Annotated in this window: 17 protein-coding genes; 8 read left to right on the top strand and 9 right to left on the bottom strand. The window is 70.5% G+C overall.

The window, feature by feature from the left end; translation table 11 throughout:
* Positions 1-203: 203 nt before the first annotated feature.
* Positions 204-809: an OmpA family protein gene (locus ACQGNW_RS09725; protein ID WP_426662949.1), complete on the top strand. Its 606-nt coding sequence runs from the start codon at positions 204-206 to the stop codon at positions 807-809.
* Positions 810-923: 114 nt separating this feature from the next.
* Here ACQGNW_RS09725 and ACQGNW_RS09720 read toward each other — a convergent pair whose 3' ends face one another.
* Positions 924-2,399 (bottom strand): RNB domain-containing ribonuclease, encoded by a 1,476-nt coding sequence (locus ACQGNW_RS09720; RefSeq protein ID WP_426662948.1) that lies wholly within the window; start codon positions 2,397-2,399, stop codon positions 924-926.
* Positions 2,400-2,534: 135 nt separating this feature from the next.
* On the opposite strand from ACQGNW_RS09720, the gene ACQGNW_RS09715 reads away from it, so the two are divergent.
* Positions 2,535-3,008, top strand: coding sequence for a GNAT family N-acetyltransferase (locus ACQGNW_RS09715; RefSeq protein WP_426662947.1), 474 nt, complete (start codon positions 2,535-2,537; stop codon positions 3,006-3,008).
* Positions 3,009-3,021: 13 nt separating this feature from the next.
* Here ACQGNW_RS09715 and ACQGNW_RS09710 read toward each other — a convergent pair whose 3' ends face one another.
* The 4 genes from ACQGNW_RS09710 to ACQGNW_RS09695 form a co-directional block, all read right to left on the bottom strand.
* The gene (locus ACQGNW_RS09710; RefSeq protein ID WP_426662946.1) at positions 3,022-3,369 is read right to left on the bottom strand and encodes a GFA family protein; all 348 of its coding nucleotides are present in this window, start codon (positions 3,367-3,369) and stop codon (positions 3,022-3,024) included.
* A gap of 76 nt (positions 3,370-3,445) precedes the next feature.
* Positions 3,446-6,520: an efflux RND transporter permease subunit gene (locus ACQGNW_RS09705; protein ID WP_426663644.1), complete on the bottom strand. Its 3,075-nt coding sequence runs from the start codon at positions 6,518-6,520 to the stop codon at positions 3,446-3,448.
* Positions 6,521-6,531: 11 nt separating this feature from the next.
* Positions 6,532-7,623, bottom strand: a complete 1,092-nt coding sequence (locus tag ACQGNW_RS09700) for an efflux RND transporter periplasmic adaptor subunit (RefSeq protein ID WP_426662945.1) — start codon at positions 7,621-7,623, stop codon at positions 6,532-6,534.
* Entirely contained in the window at positions 7,620-8,987 is a 1,368-nt protein-coding gene (locus tag ACQGNW_RS09695) for a TolC family protein (protein WP_426662944.1), read from the bottom strand. Before ACQGNW_RS09695 ends, ACQGNW_RS09700 begins: the two co-directional genes overlap by 4 nt.
* 115 nt (positions 8,988-9,102) lie before the next feature.
* Between ACQGNW_RS09695 and ACQGNW_RS09690 the strand changes: the two genes are divergently transcribed.
* Complete coding sequence (locus ACQGNW_RS09690) at positions 9,103-11,064, top strand: CocE/NonD family hydrolase (protein WP_426662942.1); 1,962 nt, start codon at positions 9,103-9,105, stop codon at positions 11,062-11,064.
* A 150-nt stretch (positions 11,065-11,214) separates the two neighbouring features.
* On the opposite strand, the gene ACQGNW_RS09685 is transcribed toward ACQGNW_RS09690, so the two are convergent.
* The gene (locus ACQGNW_RS09685; protein ID WP_426662941.1) at positions 11,215-11,994 is read right to left on the bottom strand and encodes a SapC family protein; all 780 of its coding nucleotides are present in this window, start codon (positions 11,992-11,994) and stop codon (positions 11,215-11,217) included.
* A 304-nt stretch (positions 11,995-12,298) separates the two neighbouring features.
* Between ACQGNW_RS09685 and ACQGNW_RS09680 the strand changes: the two genes are divergently transcribed.
* The 5 genes from ACQGNW_RS09680 (at position 12,299) to ACQGNW_RS09660 (ending at position 16,196) form a co-directional block, all read left to right on the top strand.
* Entirely contained in the window at positions 12,299-12,898 is a 600-nt protein-coding gene (locus ACQGNW_RS09680) for an HNH endonuclease (RefSeq protein WP_426662940.1), read from the top strand.
* Positions 12,899-12,973: 75 nt separating this feature from the next.
* Positions 12,974-14,866, top strand: a complete 1,893-nt coding sequence (gene dxs / locus ACQGNW_RS09675) for a 1-deoxy-D-xylulose-5-phosphate synthase (RefSeq protein WP_426662938.1) — start codon at positions 12,974-12,976, stop codon at positions 14,864-14,866.
* Between the two features lie 460 nt (positions 14,867-15,326).
* Positions 15,327-15,665 carry a BON domain-containing protein gene (locus tag ACQGNW_RS09670; RefSeq protein WP_426662937.1) on the top strand — a complete coding sequence of 113 codons (339 nt, stop codon included), beginning with the start codon at positions 15,327-15,329 and terminating at the stop codon, positions 15,663-15,665.
* A 26-nt stretch (positions 15,666-15,691) separates the two neighbouring features.
* Complete coding sequence (locus tag ACQGNW_RS09665; protein ID WP_426662935.1) at positions 15,692-15,889, top strand: CsbD family protein; 198 nt, start codon at positions 15,692-15,694, stop codon at positions 15,887-15,889.
* A gap of 142 nt (positions 15,890-16,031) precedes the next feature.
* Positions 16,032-16,196, top strand: coding sequence for a DUF1328 domain-containing protein (locus ACQGNW_RS09660; RefSeq protein ID WP_077482345.1), 165 nt, complete (start codon positions 16,032-16,034; stop codon positions 16,194-16,196).
* 188 nt (positions 16,197-16,384) lie between these two features.
* Here ACQGNW_RS09660 and prmC read toward each other — a convergent pair whose 3' ends face one another.
* The 3 genes from prmC to ACQGNW_RS09645 all read right to left on the bottom strand — a co-directional run bounded on the left by prmC (position 16,385) and on the right by ACQGNW_RS09645 (position 22,390).
* Positions 16,385-17,215 (bottom strand): peptide chain release factor N(5)-glutamine methyltransferase, encoded by an 831-nt coding sequence (prmC, locus tag ACQGNW_RS09655; RefSeq protein WP_426662934.1) that lies wholly within the window; start codon positions 17,213-17,215, stop codon positions 16,385-16,387.
* Positions 17,208-21,338 (bottom strand): hypothetical protein, encoded by a 4,131-nt coding sequence (locus tag ACQGNW_RS09650; protein ID WP_426662932.1) that lies wholly within the window; start codon positions 21,336-21,338, stop codon positions 17,208-17,210. Before ACQGNW_RS09650 ends, prmC begins: the two co-directional genes overlap by 8 nt.
* An 80-nt stretch (positions 21,339-21,418) precedes the next feature.
* A complete protein-coding gene (locus ACQGNW_RS09645; protein WP_426662931.1) occupies positions 21,419-22,390 on the bottom strand; it encodes a hypothetical protein in 972 nt (323 codons plus the stop codon).
* Positions 22,391-22,449: the final 59 nt, after the last annotated feature.

The raw sequence follows: 22,449 nt of genomic DNA, 5'->3' as shown, positions 1-22,449 counted from the left end.
GCACGCGCGTGCGGCGGCCTTCGCCGCCGCCGCGAGGGCGCGCGGAAAAACTGAACACAACCGTAGCGATGGATCATCGACACGCGCGGTTTCGTGCCGACATGGGTTAGGTTCCGAAAGACAGCACACGACAGGGGGCATCCATCAACGGCCGGCGCCGTCGCTGTCACCCACGACGCCGGCACGCAGACCAGGAGACCTCGATGAACATCCGAACCCCACGCCTCGCCATGCTGGCCGCGGGCATCACGGCCGTCGCCCTGGCGGGCTGCTCGCAGTACGTGAAGAAGGACGAGCTCAACGCCGCCATCCAGCAGATCCAGCAGAAGCAGCAGGACCAGCAGCAGCAGATCGACGCGATCAAGCAGCAGATGCAGTCGCAGTTCTCCAAGTACGACTCGCAGATCACCGCCATGCAAGGCCGGGTCAGCGTGGACACCGTGGCGCACTTCGCGTTCAACAGCGCCGACCTGAACGACCAGGACAAGCCTGCGCTGCAGAACTTCGCCGAGACCATCAGCAAGTACCATCCGAACGTGCTGATCACCGTGGAAGGCTTTGCCGACCCGGCCGGTTCGCGCGCCTACAACAAGCGGCTGGGGATGAAGCGCGCCGAGGCGGTGCGCGACTTCCTGGTCTCCAGCGGCATCAACGCCGACCAGATCCGCGCGGTGAGCTACGGCGAGGATGCGAACCGGCAGGTGGCGAAGGGCGCCACCCGCGACCGCGGCGCCGACAACCGCCGCGTCTCGCTGACGGTGGACTCCACCGGCGCCGGTGCCGTGGCCTCGGCGGCACCGGCCGCCTGAGGCGGCGGCCGCCGCACGCCGCACGCACGAAAACGCCCGGACCAATCCGGGCGTTTTCGTTCATGCCGTCGGCCGGCCGGCCGATGGTGGCGCGCATCGCGACCTCGCGAACCCTCACTCCGCCAGTTCGAAGCGCACCACCCGCTTCGCCGGATCGGCCTCGGCCAGCCGCACCGTCACCTCCTGCCCCAGCGGCAGCGGCGCGGCGGAACCGACGCGGGCCTCGATCGCGGGATCGCGCAGCATCACCACGCCGCTGTGCGCGGCGGCGACTCCGGCGGTGTGGCCGTTGCCGCGCTCGCGCTCCGCGCCGTTCGCCTCGACGATCGCGCCCCGGAACGTCTCGCCCACGCGCGGCGCCAGCAGCACCGCCTCGACCAGGTCGATCACCTGGCGCTCGTAATGCCTGGCGCGGTGGTCGGCCTCGGCCATCAGCCCGGGCAGCGCCGGCAGCGCGCCGCGCGCCCAGTCCGGCACCGGCAGGTTGGCGCACAGCGCCACGCAGACCTCGCCCACGTAACGGTCCACCAGCCGGCGCAGCGGCGCGGTGGCGTGGCTGTACTCCGCTGCCAGCGCGAACTGCACGGGCTGCGCGGGCAGCTCGCCGTCGAACGCCACGTAGCCGGCGCCGCGCAGCACGGTGGTGCATGCGGTGAGCATCGCCACGTGGGTGTCCTTGGCGGGATCGAGCGAACGGATGAAGTCCGGGTAGCCCTGCGCCGCCGGCCAGGCGATGCCGAGCGCCTGCGCGGTGAGCTTGAGCCGCGCGATCGCCTGCGGCTCGGGCGCGGGCAGCGTGCGCAGCAGGCCCACCCGGCCCTTCACCATCAGCTGCGCCGCGGCCATGCCGGTGAGCAGCGAGATCTGCGCGTTCCAGTCCTCGACCGGGTGGTTGACGCGGTACGCCAGCCGCCACTGGCCGTCCGTCACGCTGATCTCCTGCTCGGGCAGCGCGAGGCTGACGCCGCCGCGCGCCTGCTCGCGGCGTTGGCGCAGCCCGCCCACCTCGCGCAGCAGCGACCACAACGGGTCCGCGGTGCCGGCGTCGAGCTGCTGCTGCACGCCCGCATAGTCGAGCCGCGCACGGCTCTTCACCCGCGCCCGGCGCACGTCGACCGCGGCGATCTCGCCGCCGGCATCGAGGTCAATCGTCCACAGCAGCGCGGGCCGCAACTGGTCCGGCAGCAGCGAGGCGGCGCCCTCGGACAGCACCGGCGGATGCAGCGGGATGCGTGAATCGGCGCCGTACAGCGTTTCGCCGCGGCGGTGCGTCTCGGCGTCCACCGCGTCGCCGGGCGCCACGAACGCGGCCACGTCGGCGATCGCGTAGAACACCCGGTAGCCGCCGGCGCGCCGCTCCAGGTGCAGGGCCTGGTCCAGGTCCATCGATCCGGGCGGGTCGATGGTGACCAGCGGCACGTCCGTGCGGTCCAGCTCCGGCAGCCGCGGTGCTCGTGCCGCCTGCGCCGCCGCGACCATGGCCTCGGGCGGGAACGCGGTTGGCAGCTTCATCTCGCGCTGGATCGCGTCGATGCCTTGCGCGAGCGTGCCGTCGGCGCCGGCCTGCAGGCGGATGCGGGTGGGGGGCATGGGGCGTCCCTGGCACAGGTGCGACGGCGCGCGAAGGAGGCACTATAGCCGCGACGCCGATGGCCGGCGCCACGCACTTCCGCCGCGCGCCGCGACGGTGTAGAACCTGCCGAGGTTCCCGCATCCGCAACAGCCATGAACGACCCGTCCCTGCTGATCCGCCTGGCCGAAGACGACGACGACTTCATCCTGGCCCTGGTGCCGCGCTTCGTGGATTTCCCGCTGCCCGGATGGCGGCGCCGGCACGAGTGCATCGAGGGCATCCGCGACGACCTGCTGCGCCACCTGGAGGAACAGCCGCCGAACAGCCACTTGTTCGTGGCCGAGGATGCCGACGGCACGCGGGTAGGCTTCATCCACCTGCAGCGCACCGAGGATTTCTTCACCGGCCGCAGCAATTGCCACATCTCCGACCTCGCGGTGGTGCCGGCGCATGAGGGCCGCGGCGTGGGCAAGGCGTTGCTGGCGCATGCCGAGCAGTGGGCGCGCGAGCACCAGTGCCAGCTGGTGACGCTGGCGGTGTTTCCCGGCAACGAGCGCGCACGCAAGGTGTACGAGGCGGCGGGCTACGGCACGGACCTGCTGCGGCTGGCCAAGCCGGTGCGCTGAGGAATTCCGGGCGTCAGAGCTTCCGGCCGTCGAACGGCACGCGCTTGACCTCATCCAGCGCCACGCCTTCGAGGCAGCGCACGTTGATCGCCGCCATCGGCCTGCCGTCCGGGCCGCTACCCAGGCCGAACGGCGCGCAGCCGCATTGCGGGCAGAAGTGGTGGTCGATCACGTGCCTGTTGAAGCGGTAACTCGCCATGTCCGCTTCCGGCGTGCTCACGTGCAGCTGCTCGCGCGGCACGAACCACAGCAGGTAGCCCTTGCGGCTGCAGTGCGAGCAGTTGCATTCCATCACCGCATCGAATTCGCCTTCGACGTCGAATGCGATGCGCCCGCAGTGGCAGCTGCCGTGGTGTGTCATGGGAGGCTCCGCATTGAAGACGGCCGGAGCAGGAGTATTCCACGGGCTGCGACGGCCTGCACGGCGGCGGGCGATCTCAGTGGCCGGTGGCGGCGCGCGGTCCGGCCGGCGGGTTCGCGGGCGATCTGCACAGCACCGCGTAGATCACCGGCATCACCAGCAGCACCAGCGGCACCTGCACCAGCATGCCGGCGATGATCGCCACCGCCAGCGGTTGCTGCATCTGCGAACCTTCGCCGACGGCCAGCGCCAGCGGCAGCAGGGTGAGGATCGCGGCGATGGTGGACATCAGGATCGGCCGCATGCGGTGGTGCCCGGCATAGCGCAGCGCCTCGTGCAGCGGCATGCGCTGCTCCGCCTCGCGCATCTCCGTGAAGTAGAAGATCGCGATCTCGGTGACGATGCCCACGATCATCGTCATGCCCATCATCGCGGAGATGTTGAGCTCGATGCCGGTGACCCACAGGCCCACGAACACCGCCGACAGCGCCAGCAGCGGCGCGGCCATGATCGCCAGCGCCACGCGGAAGCTCTCGTACAGGAACAGCAGCAGCGTGAACACCAGCGCGATCGCCGCCAGCATCACGACGCTGAGGTCGTGGAAGGCGATCTGCTGCTGCGCGTAGAGGCCTCCCAGCTCGTGGTACATGCCCGGCGGCAGCAAGCCCGGTTTCGCCAGCACCCGCTTCACGTCGGCCACGGTGGAGCCGAGGTCGCGGCCCACGATGCGCGCGGTCACCGCCACCATGCGCTTCAGGTTGTCTCGGTCGATTTCCGGTTGGCCCTGCACTGCCTGGATCGTGGCGACCTCGGACAACGGCACCACGTGGCCGTCGGCAGCGCGGATGGGCAAGGCCTGCAGTTGCTCCAGCTGCGCACGCGCGGAAGGCGGCAGCCACACGCGCACGCCGATCATCTTCGGCCCCCGCGGAAGCTGCGCCGCCACGCTGCCGGCTACCGCATCCGAAACCTGCTGGGCCACCGACACCGGATCGAGCCCGAACAGGCCCGCCTTGACCGGGTCGACGCGAACGTCCAGCGCATCGCCGGCGGGATTGATGCCGTTGCGCACCTCCGCCACGCCATCGACCTTGGCGATCGCCGCGGCCACCCGCTTCGCGGTGGCGTCGAGCTGCGTCTGGTCGTCCCCGTAGAGCTTGATCTCGATCGGCTGCGGCACCTCGGTGAGATCGCCGATCATGTCTTCCATCAGCTGCGCCACGTCCACGTCCAGTCCGGGCACCTGGGCCACGACCTGCTCGCGGATCTGCTCCATCACCGTGGAGGTGGGCGGCCGCGAACCGTTCTTCAGGCGCACGAAGATGTCACCGGTGTTCGCTTCGGTAAGGCCGCCGCCCAACTGCAGGCCGGTGCGCCGCGAATAGGTGTCCACGTAGGGGTTGGAGCTGATGATCCGCTCGACCTGCTGCAGCAGGCGATCGGTCTCGTCCAGCGAAGTGCCGGGCGGCGAGAGGTAGTCGAGCGTAAAGCCGCCTTCGTCCATGTTCGGCATGAAGCCGCTGCCCACCTGGTGGTAGGCCAGCACGCCCACCAGCAGCAACGGGATCACGCCGGCCAGCACCAGTGCCGGCCGCCGCAGCAGCCGTCCCAGCGTGCGCTCGTAGCCCGCCAGCAGGCGTTGCGAAACGTGGCCCGGGGGATGCTCCGCGGCGTGCCGCTCGTCGATCAGCCACTCGGCCAGCAGCGGCACCGCCACCCAGGTGAGCAGGTAGGAGATCACCAGCGCGCTGGCCATGGTCAGCGACAGCGCCTTGAAGAACGCGCCGGTGACGCCGGTGAGGAAGGCCAGCGGCAGGAAGATCACCACCGTGGCCGCGCTGGAGCCGGTGAGCGGCCGGGTGAATTCCCACGCCGCGCCGGCGATGCGCTCACGCACGGGCCCGGTGCCGTCGCGCAGCCGGCGCATGATGTGCTCCAGCATCACGATCACGTCGTCGATCAACAGGCCGACCGCGGCGGCCATGCCGCCCAGCGTCATCATGTTGAAGCTCATTTTCAGCAGGTGCAGCAGCAGCACGGTGATCGCCAGCGTGGCCGGCACCACGATCATCGCCACCAGGATCACCCGCGCGTTGCGCAGGAACACGAACAGCACCAGCCCCGCCAGCACAATGCCGATCAGGATCGCGTCGCGCACGCTGCCGGCCGCCCCCAGCACCAGTTGGGTCTGGTCGTACCAGTTGGCGATGTGCAGGCCCTGGGGCGCCTGCTTCTGGTAGTCGGCCAGGCGCTGTTTCACGTCGCGGGCGATCTGCACGCTGTTGCCGCTGGGCTGCTGGAACACCTGCAGCAGCACCGCGTTGTGGCCGTCGGCGGTGGTGCGCACCCACTGTGGCTGGTGGCTCATGCCCACGGTGGCCACGTCCTTGACGCGCAGCACGCCGCGGGCGTCGGCACGCAGCACGATGTCGCCCAGCGCCGCGGTGGTGGCCGGCTGGTTGTTCGCCAGCAGCAGGTAGAGGCGGTAGTGGTCCTGCAGGTGGCCCATCGCCTGGATGGTGGCGGCGTTCGCCACCGCATGGCTGAGATCGGCGAGCGTGAGGCCTTGCGCACGCAGCCTCGCCGCATCGGCGTCCACGTGGAATTCGGTTACGTCACCGCCCTGCACGTCCACCTGCGCCACGCCGGTGACGCCGGACAGCAGCGGACGCAGCTGGAACTCCGCGATGTCGTGCAGCTGGGCGGAGCTGAGCGTGTTCGAATTGAGGCTGTATGCCAGGACCGGATCAATCGTCGGATCCAGCCGTCGGGCCCGCACGTTCACCCCGGCGGGCAGTTCGGGCAGGACCTGACTGACCGCGGCCTCGACATCGAGCAGCGATCGCCCCATATCGGCGCCCCAGTCGAAACCGACATTGATCTCGGCACTGCCGCGACTGGTGGTGGAGCGCACCTCGCGCACCCCGCGCACGCGCCGGATCGCCTCCTCCACCGGGCGGGTGATGCTCGCCACCATCTGGTCGGCAGGCTGGTCGCCGGCATCCAGCGCCACCCGCACGCGCGGGAACGACACGTTGGGAAACAGCGCAACCGGCAGGCTGAACGCGCTGGCGATACCGCCGATAGCAAGGATGAGGGCGAGGAACAGCAGCGAACGCCGATGTTTGTGCATCCACTGGGTGATCGTCATCGGTGCTTCGCTCACGGCTTGGGCTCGGGGTTGCCCTGGCTTTTCCCCTGGCGCACGGCCGCGCCCTCGTCGACTTCGTAGGCGCCCTGCACGATCACCGGAAGCTTCACATCGAGCTTGCCGAGCACGCCCACGGTGTCACCGGCGGGCTGACGCAACTGCACGTGCACGCGATGCGCCTTGCCCTGGTCGATCTGGTACAGGTAATCGCCCTTCTCGTCGTGCAACACGGCGGCGCGCGGCACCGCCCAGGCGGTGAAGTCGTCGCTTTGGATGCTGGCCTGCAACGCGGCACCGGCCACCAGTTCGGCGTCGGCCGTCGCGGGAATCTGGACCTGCACGGGCAACAAGTGGGTCTGCGGGTCGATCGCGCGCCCCACCATGCTGAGCTTGCCCTCGAACGCTTTGCCATCGCCGTAGACGCCATGCAATTCCACCGGCATGCCAACACGCAGCCGGGTGCCGGCGTCGGGCTGCACGCCCAGCGCCGCGATCAGCGCGTGCGCAGGCATGAAGCCAAGCAGGGGCGCGTTCGCGGTAAAGCGTTCACCCAGCGCCACCGTCAGGGCGGTGACCACACCGTCGTCCGGTGCGGACAGGATTTCCTCGGCGGTGCCGCCGCCGAGCGCGCGCTGTGCCTCCAGCGCGGTCTGTGCATCTGCCAGCGACTTGCGCGCCGTGGCGACTTGCGACTGCGTGGCCAGGTGTTGCGCGGCCAGCTGTTCGGTGCGCTGCAGTTCGCCACTGGCCAGGACCCGCGCGGTCTGCGCCTGCCGGTAGGCGCTGCGCGCCGTCGGATCGGGCGCGATCGTCAGCAGCGCCTGGCCGCGCTTGACCGTCTGCCCGGCGCTGACCTGCAGCGCGATCACCTGGCCGCCGTGCGCGAGGCTGATCGCCCGCGCATGGTGCGGATCGGCCATCGCGCTGCCCCAGGCCGCCACGCTGTCGTGGAAGCTGCGCTGCACCGGCATCGCCGTGGTGACCTGCGCCACGCCCTTGGCGTCGTCGGCCGCATTGTCGTCGTCGCCGCCCTTGCCGCAGGCGGCCAGCAGCAGGGCCGTGACGGCCAGCGCGGCACAGCGCGCGAGCAAGGCTTGTCTCATCGTTTGGACATCCGTGGGTTGACGAAGTCGGTGCGGCCGAGCAGGGCCTCCAGCGCGATCGCCGCGGTGGCGCGTGCCTGCCGCAGCGCGATCAGGTCGGCGTCGGCGGCGAGCGCGTTGCCGCGGATGGCAAGGTAGGTGGGCCAGTCCAGCAGGCCCTTGCGCCAGGCCTGTTCCGCCGCGGTGCGCGCCGCGTCGAGACGCTGCGCGTGCGCAACTTGCGCCGCTTGCTGCGCATCCAGCGTCTTGAGATCGGCCGCGAGGCGCTGCATGTCGCCGCGCGTGGCCAGCAGCCGCGCCGCGTAGTCGTCCTTCAGTTGCTGGCGGGTGGCGGTCTCGATCGCGATGTTGCCGCGGTTGCGGTCGAACAACGGCAGGGTGAGGCCGATGCTGAAACCGTTGGTGGTGATGTTGCTGGTGTCGCGCGCACGGTTCAGGCCCAGCGTGATCGCGGGGAACTGGGCGAGGATGGCGCCGCGCAGGGTCGCCTCCTGCGCACGATAGCCCGCCTGCAGCGCCAGCAGGTCGGGGCGTCGTTCCGGCAGGTCGGCCAACGCCTTCGCAAGCTGCGCGGCGTCGGGATCGGCTTCATACGGCGCGCCCACCAGGTCCAGCGGCGCCGTGGGCGCGAGGCCCAACAGCTGGCGCAGGTCGCCCTCGGCCTGGTGCAGGGCGACCGCGTTGTCGACCGCGCGCTTGCGCACGTCGGCCATCGCGTTGAGTCCCGCGCTGGCGCTGTCGTAGTTGAGGTTGCCCGCGGCGAGCGCCGCCTGCACCGACTTGTCCACCGGCGCCAGCGCCCGCTGCTCGGCGTCGAGTTCGAGCTGCTGCGCGCGCAGGCTCAGCACCCGGTCGAACAGCAGGCGCGCCTGCGCAATGGTCTGCCACTCCGCCCACAGCAGGTCGAGGTTCACCTGCTCGGCCTGCGCGCTCGCCGCGCGCTTGCGCGACGAGCGGAGCAGCAGTGCGCCGATGTCTTCGCTGAGGCCGAGGTTGTAGGCCTTGGTGAGGCCACTGCCGGAGTTGTGCGGAAAATCCGCACCGATGCCCAGCTGCGGATCGGGCAGCAGGCCCGCGGCGAACGCCTGCGCGCGGGCGATGCCCAGCGCGTCGCGCTGCACCTTCAGGTCGGGGCTGTTCGCCACCGCCAGCATCGCCGTCTCGGTGGCATCCAGGCCGTCGGCGGGATCGAAGCGGTGCGTGGCCAGTTCCGGCAGCGGCATCGCGCCGGCCGGCACGCTGAGCCGCGCGGCGCTGGCGGCACCCTCGCCCTGCTCCAGCGGCAGCGGATGGTACGTGGCGCAACCGCACAGCAGGCCCGCCACGGCGAGCCATGCGGCACGGACGGATGGACGCCAACGCACGTCGAAGATCATCGCCACAGCTTGCCGGGAGGCGCTTAGGGCTTTCTTACCGCGACCGCCGGGGCCTCGCGCGGTAAGCTGGGCCGGCCACGTCACTCCAGGGGAGTCGATCGCCATGACATCGCGTCGCATCGCCGCGGGACTGAAGCCCGCGCTGTTCGCCTTCCTGCTCGCCGCCAGCGGCGCGCTGCCGGCCACGGACACGACCGCCGGATATCCCGACTACCCCAGCGAGACGCCGGCCAGCTTCAAGCCCGCCACCGGCAGCTTCGACTACGTCGAGCGCGACGTGATGATCCCCATGCGCGACGGCGTGAAGCTCAACACCGTGATCCTGATCCCGAAGGGCGCGAAGCACGCCGGCATCGTGCTCACCCGCACGCCCTACGACGCCCACCAGCTCACCCACAACTTCATGAGCGGCCACCTGGAACCGCTGCTGCAGGGCTACGACAACGCCGCCGACGTGATCGCGGAGGACGGCTACATCCGCGTGGTCCAGGACATCCGCGGCAAGTACGGCTCCGAAGGCGACTACGTGATGAACCGGCCGCTGCACGGCCCGCTCAACCCCACGCCGGTGGACGACGCCACCGACACGTACGACACCATCGACTGGCTGGTGAAGAACATCCCCGAATCGAACGGGCGCGTCGCCACCATCGGCATCTCCTACGACGGCTTCGAGCCGCTGATGTCGCTGGTGCATCCGCATCCCGCGCTGAAGGCGGCGGTGCCGATGAACCCGATGGTGGACGGCTGGATGGACGACGACTGGTTCCACCACGGCGCCTTCCGCCAGCAGAACCTGAGCTACATCTACGAGCAGGAAGCCAGCCGCGACAACAAGTACAAGTGGTGGACCAGCTACCACGACGAGTACGACCTGTTCATGCACTACGGCTCCGCCGGCGCGCTGGGCGACGCCTACGGCATGCGCCAGCTCGGCTTCTGGAACAAGATCCTCGCCCATCCCGCCTACGACGCGTTCTGGCAGCAGCAGGCGGTGGACAAGGTGCTCGCCGCGCAGCCGCTCACCGTGCCGGTGATGCTGGTGCACAGCCTGTGGGACCAGGAAGACATCTACGGCGCGCTGGCGGTGTATCGCGCGATCAAGCCGAAGGACACCACCGGCCACATGGTGAAGCTGGTGATGGGCCCCTGGCACCACGGCCAGGAGATTGCGGAAGGCAGCTCGCTGGGCGCGATCCGCTTCGGCAGCGACACCGCGAAGTACTTCCGCGAACACATCCTGCGCCCGTTCCTCGCGCAGTACCTCAAGGACGGCGCACCGAAGGCGGACCTCGCCCCTGTCACCGCCTTCCAGACCGGCACCGACCGCTGGCAGCGGCTGGACCGCTGGCCGCTGTCCTGCGGCAGCGGCTGCCCCGACAAGAGCCGCGCGCTGTACCTGGAGCCAGGCATGCAACTCGGCTTCGAGGCGCCCGCGGGCGGCAACGCCTACGACGCATACGCCTCCGATCCCGCGCATCCGGTGCCGTTCCGTGCGCGGCCGATCCAGCCGGTCGGCTACGACCACGGCCTCACCTGGTCCGAGTGGCTGGTGGACGACCAACGCGAAGCCTCCGGTCGCACCGACGTGCTCAGCTACGAGACGGCACCGCTCGACAAGCCGCTGGCCATCGCCGGCGTGCCGGTGGTGCACCTGGTCGCGTCCACCAGCGGCACCGACAGCGACTGGGTGGTGAAGCTGATCGACGTGTATCCCGACCAGGTGGCCGCGCAGCCGGAGATGGGCGGCTACCAACTGGCGGTGGCCATGGACATCTTCCGCGGCCGCTACCGCACCGGTTGGGACAAGCCCGAGGCGTTGACGCCGGACAAGCCGCTGGCCTACCGCTTCGACCTGCCCGCCGCCAACCACGTGTTCCTGCCCGGCCACCGCATCATGGTGCAGGTGCAGTCCAGCTGGTTCCCGCTGTACGACCGCAACCCGCAGACCTTCGTGCCCAGCATCTTCGAGGCGAAGCCGGCGGACTACGTCAAGGCCACCCAGCGCATCTACCACGCGCCGGGGGAGGCCAGCTACATCGCGTTGCCGGTGGTGGGGCACTGATTCTCGGCAAGCGCGCCACGCTGCCGCCCGTCTTCGGGTCATTGAAGAGCGCGGCCACGGATGGCCGCCCGTTCGGTCTTCGCGATCAGGGACGAGCGCAAAAGCGAGCGCCGCGACGGAAACCGTCGCGGCGCTCGCGGAGGCGACGCCTCAGTTCTTGCGGCCGGTGGCCGCTTCGGCCTGCTCGCGCTGGTCCAGGCGCTGGGCCAGGCGATCGATGTTGTTCATCGACATCAGGTGCGCGTAGATCCAGCCGAGCACGCCCTCGCGCAGGAATTCGTGGGCGGTCTTCTCGTCCAGCTGGCGCAGCTTTTCCTCGTTGACCACGAACAGGCCGTTGAGGTTGATCACGTGGCCGTCCTGGCTGTCCGGCGCACCCTTGCGCAGGCTCATGGTGCGCGGCTCCAGCAGGTCGTGCTTGCGCAGCTGCTCCATGAACCAGCGGGTGCGCGCCACGTGCTGCTGGAACTCGCCGAGGAAGCCCACCGCGCGGGCCAGCAGCTCGGTGTCGCTGCCGTCCTCGTTGAACAGGCGGTCGCCCTCGGTGGTGCCGAAGCCCTCGTAGCCCTCGTCGAGGAACACCGCGAAGTCGTCGCCTTCCTGGCCGGCCGGCTTCTCGGCCAGCACGAACGGATAGCGGCGCACGAAGGCGGGGATGTAGACGTTCGGCGCCCACTGGCCCTCGGCGTCCACGAACAGGTTCTCGCTCTGGCGCAGGCCCAGCAGCGCCACCGGACCGGCGTCGCCGATGTCGTTGCCGGCGAACACGATCGGCAGGTCGCGCGCGGCCAGGCCGAACTCCACGCCGGTCAGCGGCACCGAATGGGCGCTCAGCGCGAACTTCATGTTCGGGATCGGCTTCAGGCGCAGATCCTTGTGGTCGTTGCGGTTGAGCGGTACCGGGCGCTCGTAGAAAAGAACTTCAGCCACGTCGTTTACCTCTGCCCCGCCGTGCCGGGGTTGCCACCAGCGGCTTCCCCTCCCAAACCCGGCGTCGGGTCTACAGATGAACGATCACTATATCAGCGCCCGCGTCCGGTCGCGAATCCCCGGGCCGGCAGGCTATCTGCTTGACCGCAAAGAGATAGCTGTACTTTTGCGATCGTCCCTGATCGCAGGATCACACGGGCGGCCATCCATGGCCGCACTTTTCAATCTTTTGTTCTATGCTGCAGTGCATCCGAGCACCGTTGCATGGCCGCAGCGCTCTTTCTGACGAGGAAGGACGAACCGCATGCTGATGGAAGTCACGAACCGGGCCGATCTGTATTCGACCCGCGTGCTGTCGCTGGACGCCGCCGGCCGCATCCTGGACTGGATCAGCTGGCAGGACGCCGTGTGCCTCTATGTGCGCGGCGCGGTGGCCTGGACGCTGGGCGACCCCTGCCTCACCGTGCACGGCGGCCACAACCGGGTACTTGGCGCGCAGAGCCGCCTTGAGCTGCACCCCATCGTCGCCAGCACCGGCCAGTGCCACGAGCACGCGATCGATCCCGCTCCCGCGCTCACCAACAGCGCGCTGTTCGCCCGCGACCGCCACCTGTGCCTGTACTGCGGCGAGCACTTCAACCGCGGCGAGCTGACCCGCGACCACGTGCAGCCGGTGTCGAAGGGCGGCCGCGACGAATGGGAGAACGTGGTCAGCGCCTGCCTCGCCTGCAACCTGAAGAAGGGCAGCCGCACGCCGCAGCAGGCGCACATGCCGCTGCTGGCCGTGCCCTACCGACCGAGCTGGGTGGAGCACCTGATCCTGTCCAACCGCAACATCCTGGCCGACCAGATGGAGTTCCTGGTCAGCCACCTGCCGCGCGACCGCCGGCGGGCGATGAGCTGAACGATCCGGCGCCCGTCCCGCCACGGCCAGCCCGCCGCCCTTGCCCCGCCCCGCCGCTGGGCCAACAATACGCGGATGAAAGATCCCGCACGCTACCCGCTCCTGGCGGCCATCGAGGCGCCGGCCGACCTGCGCCGCCTTCCCGACGAGGAACTGCCCGCCGTCGCCGATGAGCTGCGTGCCTACCTGATCGAGTCCGTGGCCAGCTCCGGCGGGCACTTCGGCGCCGGCCTGGGCGTGGTGGAGCTCACGGTGGCGCTGCACCACGAGTTCGACACCCCCGTCGACCGCCTGGTGTGGGACGTGGGCCACCAGTGCTACCCGCACAAGATCCTCACCGGCCGCCGCGACCGCATCACCACGATCAAGAAGAAGGACGGCCTGGCGCCGTTCCCGCGCCGCGAGGAAAGCGAGTACGACACGTTCGGCGTGGGCCACTCGTCCACCTCGATCTCGGCCGCGCTGGGCATGGCGATCGCCGCGCAGCGCAAGGGCGATCCGCGCAAGGTGGTGGCGGTGATCGGCGACGGCGCGATGACCGCGGGCATGGCGTTCGAGGCGCTGAACCACGGCGGCGACGTCGAGCCGGACATGCTGGTGGTGTTCAACGACAACGGCATGTCGATCAGCGAGAACGTGGGCGCGATGACCCGCATGATGTCGCGCGCGCTCGCCAGCCGCCGCCTGAACGCCGTGCGCGAGAAGGCCAAGCGCGCAATCCCCAGGCAGTCCTTCGCCGGCCGCTTCTTCAAGCGCTGGGAGGAGCACGCCAAGGGCATGTTCGTGCCGTCCACGCTGTTCGAGGAACTGGGCTTCCACTACACCGGCCCCATCGACGGCCACAACATTCCGCAACTGCTGGCCGCGCTGCGTACGGTGAAGAACCTGCCCGGCCCGCAGCTGCTGCACGTGATCACCACCAAGGGCAAGGGCTACGCGCCCGCCGAAGAGGCGCAGATCGAATACCACGCGGTCGGCCCGTTCGATCCCGAGGCCGGTCTGGTGAAGAAAGCCGCACCCGCCAGGCCCACCTACACCGACATCTTCAGCGACTGGCTGTGCGACCAGGCCGCCGCCGACGAGCGCCTGTTCGGCATCACCCCCGCGATGCGCGAGGGCTCGGGCCTGGTGCGCTTCTCGAGGGAATACCCCGAGCGCTACTTCGACGTGGCGATCGCCGAGCAGCACGCGGTGACGCTGGCCGCGGGCATGGCCTGCGAAGGCGCCAAGCCGGTGGTGGCGATCTACTCCACCTTCCTGCAGCGCGCCTACGACCAGGCGATCCACGACGTGGCGCTGCAGAACCTGGACGTCACCTTCGCGATCGACCGCGCCGGCGTGGTCGGCCCCGACGGTGCCACCCATGCGGGCAGCTTCGACCTCAGCTTCCTGCGCTGCCTGCCGAACATGGTGATCATGGCGCCGGCCGACGAGAACGAGTGCCGGACGATGCTCAGCACCGGCTTCCGGTACGCCGGCCCAGCCGCGATCCGCTATCCGCGCGGCACCGGCCCCGGCATCGCGATCCGGCCCGAGCTCGACACCCTGCCGATCGGCAAGGCCGAGCTGCGCCGGCGCGGCCGCGGCCTCGCCCTGCTCAGCTTCGGTGCGATGTTGGCGCCCGCCGCGGTGATCGCCGGCGAGATCGACGCCACGCTCGTCAACATGCGCTTCGTGAAGCCGCTGGACGAGGCACTGCTCATGGAACTGGCAAAAACCCACGACGCCTTCGTCACGCTGGAGGACAACGCGATCGCCGGCGGCGCCGGCTCGGCCGTGGCCGAATGCCTCGCCGCGCACGGCATCGTGAAGCCGATCCTGCACCTCGGCCTTCCGGACGTCTATCTGGAGCACGGCAGCCGCGAGGAAGTGCTCAGCATGGCCGGCCTCGACCTGCCCGGCATCCGCCACGCCATCCACGCGCGCTTCCCGCAGCTCGCCGGCAGCAGCCTCGCCAGCGCGGGCTAGAAGCCCGGCAGATCAGATGCGGTAACCCGCTGCCGACGCCTCGTCGGTGTCGAGGCACGGCGTGACCACGCGCGCATCTACGCAACCGGCCTGCAAACGCATGCCATGGCGTGCAGCCGATACCGCGCGATCCGGTGCGGGGACCATGCTGGTCCGTGCAATGGCGCGGCAGCGGGCTTTCGCAGCAGGCGACATTCCGGGCGCCACGCACGCCGGCCCCTCGATCTCGCCGCGCCTTCCGCACATGAATGCCGCTTGATTCGCTCGACGGATCATTCACCCCCACCTAACCACGTGCCCTCTATCACTGAGGCCGTCCCGTTTCGCTGCGCGCGCAAATCCGTCCTGAAACGGGACATTCGCAAGGCGGCCCCGATGCCTCCGGCATCGCATCACCGACGGCTTCCGCCGCAGCTCCCCGCGCCGTCGGAAAAATCCACTTTCGAGATGGGAGGTCATCATGAAAACCTCAGTCGCCCTGTCAGCCGTGGCCCTTGCAGTCGCCACCGCCCTGGGCTCGTTCGCCGGCATGGCGCAAGCGCAAGACGCGCCGGCCAGCGACCACTCCACCAACATGCGCCAGGCTGGCAGCGACGCCTGGATCACCACCAAGGTGAAAACCGAGCTGGCGACCACCAAGGGAGTCTCCAGCAGCGACGTTTCCGTCAACACCGTCGACGGCGTAGTCACCCTCACCGGCGTGCTTCCCACCAGGATCGCGGTGAACAAGGCGGTCGCCGCGGCCAAAAGCGTCAAGGGTGTGAAGAGCGTCGATGCTTCCGGCCTGAAAGTGAAGTGAACACTTCCCAACATGGAGAGCCCCTGATGAACGAAGACAAGCTGAAGGGTCAGTGGAAACAGCTCCGCGGCAAGCTCAAATCCCGCTGGGGCAGGCTGACCGATGACGACATCGAGGTGGCCGACGGCAACGCCGAGTACCTCATCGGAAAACTGCAGGAACGCTATGGCATCGCCAAGGACGAAGCGATGAAGCAGTTGCGGGACTTCAATTCCGGGCTGTGATGCAACCAGCCGTGCCGCGGCGCCGGAGAGGGCAGGCAGCTTTCGGTCGCCCGCCGCACGGCCTTTCGGGTTGCAGGCACGGACGGGCTTGAGTCCACGATTACGGCACCGAAACCCGCTTGATGGGCCACGGGAGAAAATCATGCTCTATTACGCAATCGTCTTTCTGATCATCGCGCTGGTTGCCGGCTTCTTCGGATTCTTCGGCATCGCCGGCCTCGCCGCGAGCATCGCCAAGATCCTGTTCGTCGTCTTCATCATCCTGTTCATCGTGTCGCTGATCTTCGGGCGCCGCCGACCACTCTGACGAAGGCCGCCGCACGATCCACCTGCCCGAAAACCGCGGAAAACCGCCGTCCCGGCACGCACCGGAGACGGCGGTTTTCTCATGACGTGGTCTTCGCGCCGACAACGCGGCGGATGCGCATCGCCCTGCCCGCCTCCCGTCGCACGCCGACGGCTACCGACGCATCAGGGCATGCGCGCCAACCGGGATCAGCTGCCGGTTTTGCGCCCGCCGCTCACCCGGTCGCGTGCTTCCAGGTCCTGCGCAGTGAACGCCTGCGCGTAGCCCGCCGCGTGCAGCAGCGCACGGGCGGCGTCGCCCTGGTTCCAGCCGTGCTCGAACAGCAGCCAGCCACCGGGTTCGAGATGCGCGGATGCGCCGGCGACGATGCGACGGATGGCGTCGAGGCCGTCCGCGCCGGAAGCCAGCGCCGCGGCCGGTTCGAAACGCAGGTCGCCCTGCGCGAGGTGCGGATCGCCCGCCTCGATGTACGGCGGGTTGGAGACGATCAGCGCGAAGTGCTCCGTCGCCAGCGGCGCCAGCCAGTCGCCCTGCACGAAACGCACGTTGCCGATGCCCAGCCGTTGCGCGTTGCGACGCGCCACCGCCAGCGCATCCGTGCTGGCATCCGTGGCGACGACGCGCGCGTGCGGGCGCTCGCTGGCGATCGCCAGCGCGATCGCGCCACTGCCGGTGCCGAGGTCGGCCACGCCCGCCGCCGCATCGGACGGCAGGCGCTCCAGCGCCAGTTCCACCAGCAGTTCGGTCTCCGGCCGCGGGATCAGCGTGGCCGGCGTCACCTCCAGCTCCAGCGTCCAGAAGCCGCGCCGCCCGGTGAGGTAGGCCACCGGCGCACCGGCGGCACGGCGCGCGACCAGCGCCTCGAAGACCGCGCGGACCTCCGGGTCCAGCACGTCGTCGGCATGCGCAAACAGCCAGCTGCGCGGCTGGCCGAGCACGTGCAGCAGCAGCGCTTCGGCATCGGCGCGCTCGCCGAGCCGCGTGGCGGCGGCGGCCAGCACGGTGCGCAGGTCAGCCATGCGGCGGCGCCTCCGGCGAGGACGGCAGCGGCGGGGGAGGCGTCGCCGGCTTCGGCGCGTGCCGGCGCCAGTAGCCGCCATGCGACCACGCGGCGAAGGCCCACTGCAGCCAGCCGATCAGTGCGAACGCCAGCCACAGCGCCCATGCCAGCATCGCCAGCTTGTACCACCACAGCGACACGCTGAGCACGCCGCCTGCGGGCAGCACGCCCATGCTCCGGTCGGCGAACCAGCGCAGTTGCCAGGCGCTGGAACCGTTGCCGGCCACATGCATGTCCGGCACGCCCAGCAGCCCCTTGGGCACCGCGGCCACCAGCACGGCCAGCGCCAGCACGGTGAGCAGGGCGAGGCCGAGTTGCGCGAGGTTGAACTGCGTCGCGGGCAGTTGCCCGGCGGGCGTCCAGCGCGCGCGCAGGCCGGTGAGGATCAGCCACGCCACCACCAGCGCGAACGCGCCCCAGGCGAAGGCGGAGAAGCCCAGCCCCAGCAGCAGCCAGTGGCGCAGGCGCAGCGGCGTCGGCGCGTACCTGGCCAGCAGCCACGCCGCCAGCAGCAGCACCACCAGTTGCGGCCAGTACAGCACGGCCGGACCGGTGGTCGGCCCCCAGGTCCACAGCACCCAGCGATCCTGCGGCAGGTCGAGTTCGCTGCCGATGTTCGCCGCCGGCGCATCCAGCGCGAACGATGGCGTGGCGGTGCGCGCCGCCACGCCATGCGGCTCGCGCAGGCGCACGAGGTAGTCGTGCACGCCGGGCAGCAGCGGCAGGCCGAGCTTGCCGCCGCGCACGGCGAGGTTCACCGGTTCGCCGTCGCGACTCGCCTCCAGCAACTCCGCGCCCGCCGGCAGCGTGATCGCGTGTTCGCCGCCGCGCGTGCTGCGCGCCTTGAGCGCGAGCGTGGTCTCCGTGCTGCGTTCGCCCACGCTGCTTTGCACCGCCACGTGGTCGAAGGCGAGGCTGCCGCCGTCGACCGCGACCGGCTGGCTGAAACCGAGCTGCAGGGTTTCGCCGGGCAGCGGCTGGAAGCGCAGGCCGTTGTCGCTGGCGCTGGTCGGCACGCCCTGCGCATCGACATGCCACATCGGCGCGGCGACGACTTCCCACACCTCGGCGCGTTCGCCCAGCGCGGGCGCGGTGAGCGCAAGCCTGGCCGCGTGGTCCAGCCGGCTCGTCCAGCGCACCTCGTTGCTGCCCGCGTTGAAGGTGACGTCGATGCGGCCGTTCTTCACCACCGCGCCGTCGCCCTGCGGGTGCTCGCCAGGCAGCAGCGGCAGGCCGAGGCTGAAGCCGCCGTGCGCCGGCGCGATGCGCTCGACCGTGTTCTCCACCCGCCAGTCCACGCCCAGCAGCAGGCGACGGGTCAGCCGCACGTAAGGGGGGAAATCCTGCGCGGGCGCCGGCTGGTTGCCGTTGCCGGCGGCGCGCACGCGCTGCAGCGCGAGACTGTCGCCCAGCATGCGCCCGCTTTCCACACCATCCAGCGACCAGCCCTGCCCGCCGAACGCCACCAGCCGCGGGCGCAGCGCGAAACGCAGGCTGGTGCTGTCAGCCGCACCGATGCGGTAACGCAGGGCGACGCGGTGCACGCCGCGGTCGAGGCGCAACAGCGCCCCGCCGCCACCGCGGGCCAGCACGGCGGGATGGCCGTCGGCACTGGCGTCGAGCAACTGCAGCGCGGCATCGGGTTGCGGCAACGGCAGCGCCACCGCGGCGCCGGCATCCACCTCCATCGCCAGGTCCAGCGCATCGCCGTTGGCCTGCAGTTGCGCCTGCGTCACGCTGGCGCAATCGGGCGCGCACTTCGGCGCCTCGGTGAGGCGGGCTTTCAACTGGTCCAGCAGTTGTTGGCTGGGCAGGCTCTGTGCATGCGAGGCCGGGGGCAGCAGCGTGACCGCGAGCAGCAACGCAGCGGCGGTCCTGGAACCGCGCGCGGCAGGCCAGGGCAGACGCCACGGACGCAGGCTGGTGCGCAGCTTCGCCAGCAACACCGCCAGCAAGGCGATCATCGCCACGCGCAGCAGCCGTACCAGCCAGCGCGGAGCGATCAGCAGGCGCGTGGTTTGCCCGGCGCTCACCGGACCGGACCAGCCGAGCCGATAGTCGTTGCCCTGGTCCCAGTCCGGCCTGCCCGCGCCGGCCTGGATCGTGCTGCGGCTGTCGAAATCGTTGAGGCCGATCCCTCGCACAGCCGAGGCAGTCACGACGACGGAGGAGAGCATCTGGCTCCCGGCCATCGCGCGCGGCGGCGGCTGCGTCGGAGCCACGGGCTCGCCGAGCGTTTGCGCAGGCGGAGCGGCGGGGGCGGGCAGCGGTGGAGGCGGTGCCGCGGCGTTGCCGGGAGCCAATTCCGCCTGGGGCGGCATTTCCTGCCTGAGCCTCTGGCGCGATAGCGCATCGGCAAATTCCACCCGCACGAATGGTCCACGTTCCAGCTGCGGATGCAGGGCGTACTGCAATTGCCGCGCGGCGAACGGCAGGCTCCACAGCACGGCCAGCGCGAAGACTGCGATGGCGGCGCCACGCAGCACGGCGCGCAATCGCCCTTCCGGCAGGGCGCGCAGCAGCCATGCGAGCAGCAGCACCAGCGCCAGCGTCCACAGCGGCGCGCCGTCTTCATGGCGGCCCAGCGCGAGGTACAACCCCGCCAGCAACGCCCAGGGCCAGCCCAGCAGGCGGCCGGCCAGCAAGGCGACCAGCGCGAGCACGAACAGGTCGAGCAGGCTCCATTGCGCCACCCAGGTATCGGGTGCGCGATCCGCCCCCGGCGCCGCGATCAGGCGATAGCCGTACGGCAGGTGCAAGGTGGCGTCGATGCCTTCCAGCGGCAGTTGCCAGCCGGAGCTGGGCATCGCGCCGCCGTGCCAGGGCAGGCGCAGGCCGGCGTCGAGATCGAGCCTGCGCGTGCGCAGCTCCACGCCGCTGCGGCCGTCGCCGCCCTTGCTGACCAGCAGCGGCGTGTCGCCCTCGCTGGCGCGCTGCAGTTGCCACGGCGCGGTCACGTCCAGCCGTTGACGGTGGCGCAGCTCGCCACCGAGATGGTCGGCCGTGCGCAAGCCGCGGCCGTCGAAGTCCAGCCACATCTCGCGCTGCAGGCGGATCTGGTCGCCCTTGCCGCCTTCGTCGCCGCGGGCACCCGCGGCAATCGCCAGGCCTGCGCCGTCATCCAGCGCGAACGCCGGCAGCTCGCTCCAGTCGTCCGGCACGCCGGCCTGCGCGGCGTCGACCGCCCGGCCTTCGGCACGGCTGGTGCGGAACGCCGGGTCGTCCGCGTAGCTCCACACTTCCTGCCGCGGCCACGGCGCGGCGGGCAGCTTCAGCGCCACCTTTTCCAGCGGCGCGACGGCGCGCGCGGCCAGCGTCAGCGTCCACTGCCCCGGCCGCAGCTGCACGCGCAGCCGGCCATCGCCTTCCAGCCGCGCCGGCAGCTCGCCCGACAGCTCGGTGGCGACGAAACCCGCGGGCAGCACCGGGCCCAGCACCGCTTCGCGCGCGCTGCCAGCCACGTCGAGCTGCAGACGTGTCTGCAGCATCGCCGGCAGACCGTCGTCCAGCCGACGGTAGACGCGCAGCGACAAGGCGTCGGCGGCGCGCTGCGCGGCGGCGGCCTCGCCCAGGGTGAGCTCGTCGCCGTTGCGCTCGATGCGCGTCACCGCCACGCCGTCCACGCTGAGCGCGACGAGGCCGATCGCCGCCGGCACGCGCACGCGCGCAGGCCGGTCCGTCCATGGCAGCGTGCCGCGCAGCTGGTAGTCGCCGGGCGCCAGCCGCAGCATCGGCCGGCCTTCACGCGATAGCACCACGGCAGGCTGGTTGTTCGCGGTCACTGCCTGCGGCCAGGCGCGCGCGTCGCCGGGCAAGGCCACCCAGTCCGGCGCGTCCACGTGCACGTCGAGGCTGAAGTTCGCGCCACCCTTGCCCGCGTCCAGGGTGAGGCGGCCGGGCCACGCGCACTGGTAGCTGTCGGCGCCCGGCAACTGGTTGGCGAGGAACGGGCAGGCGTGCTGCGGCACGTCGTGCAGCACCCAGCCCTGCCAGTCACGCAGGGGCGGCGGCACGTCCTGCGCGGGCAACGGCGCGGCCAGCAGCAGCCACAGGCCCAGCAGTCCGATCAGTCGAGCTAGCATGCGCTTCTCCCTTACGCCGCGTGGCTGGCACAGTGTAAGTGGAACATGGCGCCCGCCGGCGGGACTCTCCCGCCCGCGGCTTATTCGGCCACCGCCAGCACGCATTCGTCCGCGCCGCAGCTGCGGCAACAAACGGCGATGATCGAGAGACTTCCGGGCGCGATGGCCGGACCCAGCAGGCCTTCGAGGAAGCCGCTGAAGAAGCTGCAGCCGGAGCGGCCGTGCTCGGCGCACAGCGGGCTGTGCCGCAGGTGCAGCTGGCCGCCCTGCAGGTCGATCTCGGCGAACGCATGCAGGGCGGGCGCACCGATCGAGGCGAGCGCCGCTTCCAGGTCCAGCCCGGTGTCCAGCGCGTACTCGCGCGCGAACAGCCATGCGCCGATGCGCTGCCCCGCCAGGTGCAGCGACGACGCGCGCGCACCGGCGGCGACGGCGCGATCCAGCGCAAGCAGGTGCGGCACGATGTGCGGGTAATCCTGTTGCAGCGTGGCCAGCGCCTGCTCGACGGCGGGCACGTCCGCCGCGAGCACCGGCACGTCGTCGAACGGTTCGGGCGCCGGCTCCGCAGGCCTGGAAGCCGGCGCGGGTGCCGGGCGGCGGACCAGCAGTTCCTCGAACGACTCCGCCGGTTCCGCCGGTGCGGCCACCCGCGGCACCGCGGCGGCCTCGCTCCCTGCCGGCGTGACCGCCGCAGGCGCGGCCGCCGGTTCGGGCACCGCCTCGGCAACGGGATCGGGTTCGGGCGGTGGTGCCGGCGGCGGCACATAGCCGCTGGTGACCTTGTGCGTGGCGGCGAAATGCGGACGCGACTCGCCATCCTGCACCGGCAGCAGCTCGAAGCTGACGAGGCGCTCGCAGCCTTCCAGCGCACCGCGCAGCGCGCGCTTCCGGAACCACGAGCCACGCACCACCATGCTCAGCAGGGTGCCGTGCGGATCCTGCATCAGGCGCTGCCGCACGAGCGTGTAGCCGCAGCTGCCGGCCAGCCGGCCGACCTCGACGAGCAGGCCCTCGCGCTGCAGCGCGAGCGCCTGGATTTCCAGCTCGATCATCAGGCCCCCCTGTATTCGATGCCGGTGAGTTGGATTGTGCCGCCCATGCTACGGCATGC

Source organism: Rhodanobacter aciditrophus, assembly GCF_050026795.1.
GTDB lineage: Bacteria > Pseudomonadota > Gammaproteobacteria > Xanthomonadales > Rhodanobacteraceae > Rhodanobacter_A.
The sequence above is the reverse complement of the archived record's forward strand: the minus strand, read 5'-3'. Positions and strand labels throughout refer to the sequence as shown.

Bases quoted from the DNA above. Each gene is read 5' to 3' on its own strand.
- ACQGNW_RS09725 (WP_426662949.1), top strand. From the start codon at position 204: ATGAACATCCGAACCCCACGCCTCGCCATGCTGGCCGCGGGCATCACG.
- ACQGNW_RS09720 (WP_426662948.1), bottom strand. From the start codon at position 2,399: ATGCCCCCCACCCGCATCCGCCTGCAGGCCGGCGCCGACGGCACGCTC.
- ACQGNW_RS09715 (WP_426662947.1), top strand. From the start codon at position 2,535: ATGAACGACCCGTCCCTGCTGATCCGCCTGGCCGAAGACGACGACGAC.
- ACQGNW_RS09710 (WP_426662946.1), bottom strand. From the start codon at position 3,369: ATGACACACCACGGCAGCTGCCACTGCGGGCGCATCGCATTCGACGTC.
- ACQGNW_RS09705 (WP_426663644.1), bottom strand. From the start codon at position 6,520: ATGACGATCACCCAGTGGATGCACAAACATCGGCGTTCGCTGCTGTTC.
- ACQGNW_RS09700 (WP_426662945.1), bottom strand. From the start codon at position 7,623: ATGAGACAAGCCTTGCTCGCGCGCTGTGCCGCGCTGGCCGTCACGGCC.
- ACQGNW_RS09690 (WP_426662942.1), top strand. From the start codon at position 9,103: ATGACATCGCGTCGCATCGCCGCGGGACTGAAGCCCGCGCTGTTCGCC.
- ACQGNW_RS09680 (WP_426662940.1), top strand. From the start codon at position 12,299: ATGCTGATGGAAGTCACGAACCGGGCCGATCTGTATTCGACCCGCGTG.
- dxs (WP_426662938.1), top strand. From the start codon at position 12,974: ATGAAAGATCCCGCACGCTACCCGCTCCTGGCGGCCATCGAGGCGCCG.
- ACQGNW_RS09670 (WP_426662937.1), top strand. From the start codon at position 15,327: ATGAAAACCTCAGTCGCCCTGTCAGCCGTGGCCCTTGCAGTCGCCACC.
- ACQGNW_RS09665 (WP_426662935.1), top strand. From the start codon at position 15,692: ATGAACGAAGACAAGCTGAAGGGTCAGTGGAAACAGCTCCGCGGCAAG.
- ACQGNW_RS09660 (WP_077482345.1), top strand. From the start codon at position 16,032: ATGCTCTATTACGCAATCGTCTTTCTGATCATCGCGCTGGTTGCCGGC.
- prmC (WP_426662934.1), bottom strand. From the start codon at position 17,215: ATGGCTGACCTGCGCACCGTGCTGGCCGCCGCCGCCACGCGGCTCGGC.
- ACQGNW_RS09650 (WP_426662932.1), bottom strand. From the start codon at position 21,338: ATGCTAGCTCGACTGATCGGACTGCTGGGCCTGTGGCTGCTGCTGGCC.
- ACQGNW_RS09645 (WP_426662931.1), bottom strand. From the start codon at position 22,390: ATGATCGAGCTGGAAATCCAGGCGCTCGCGCTGCAGCGCGAGGGCCTG.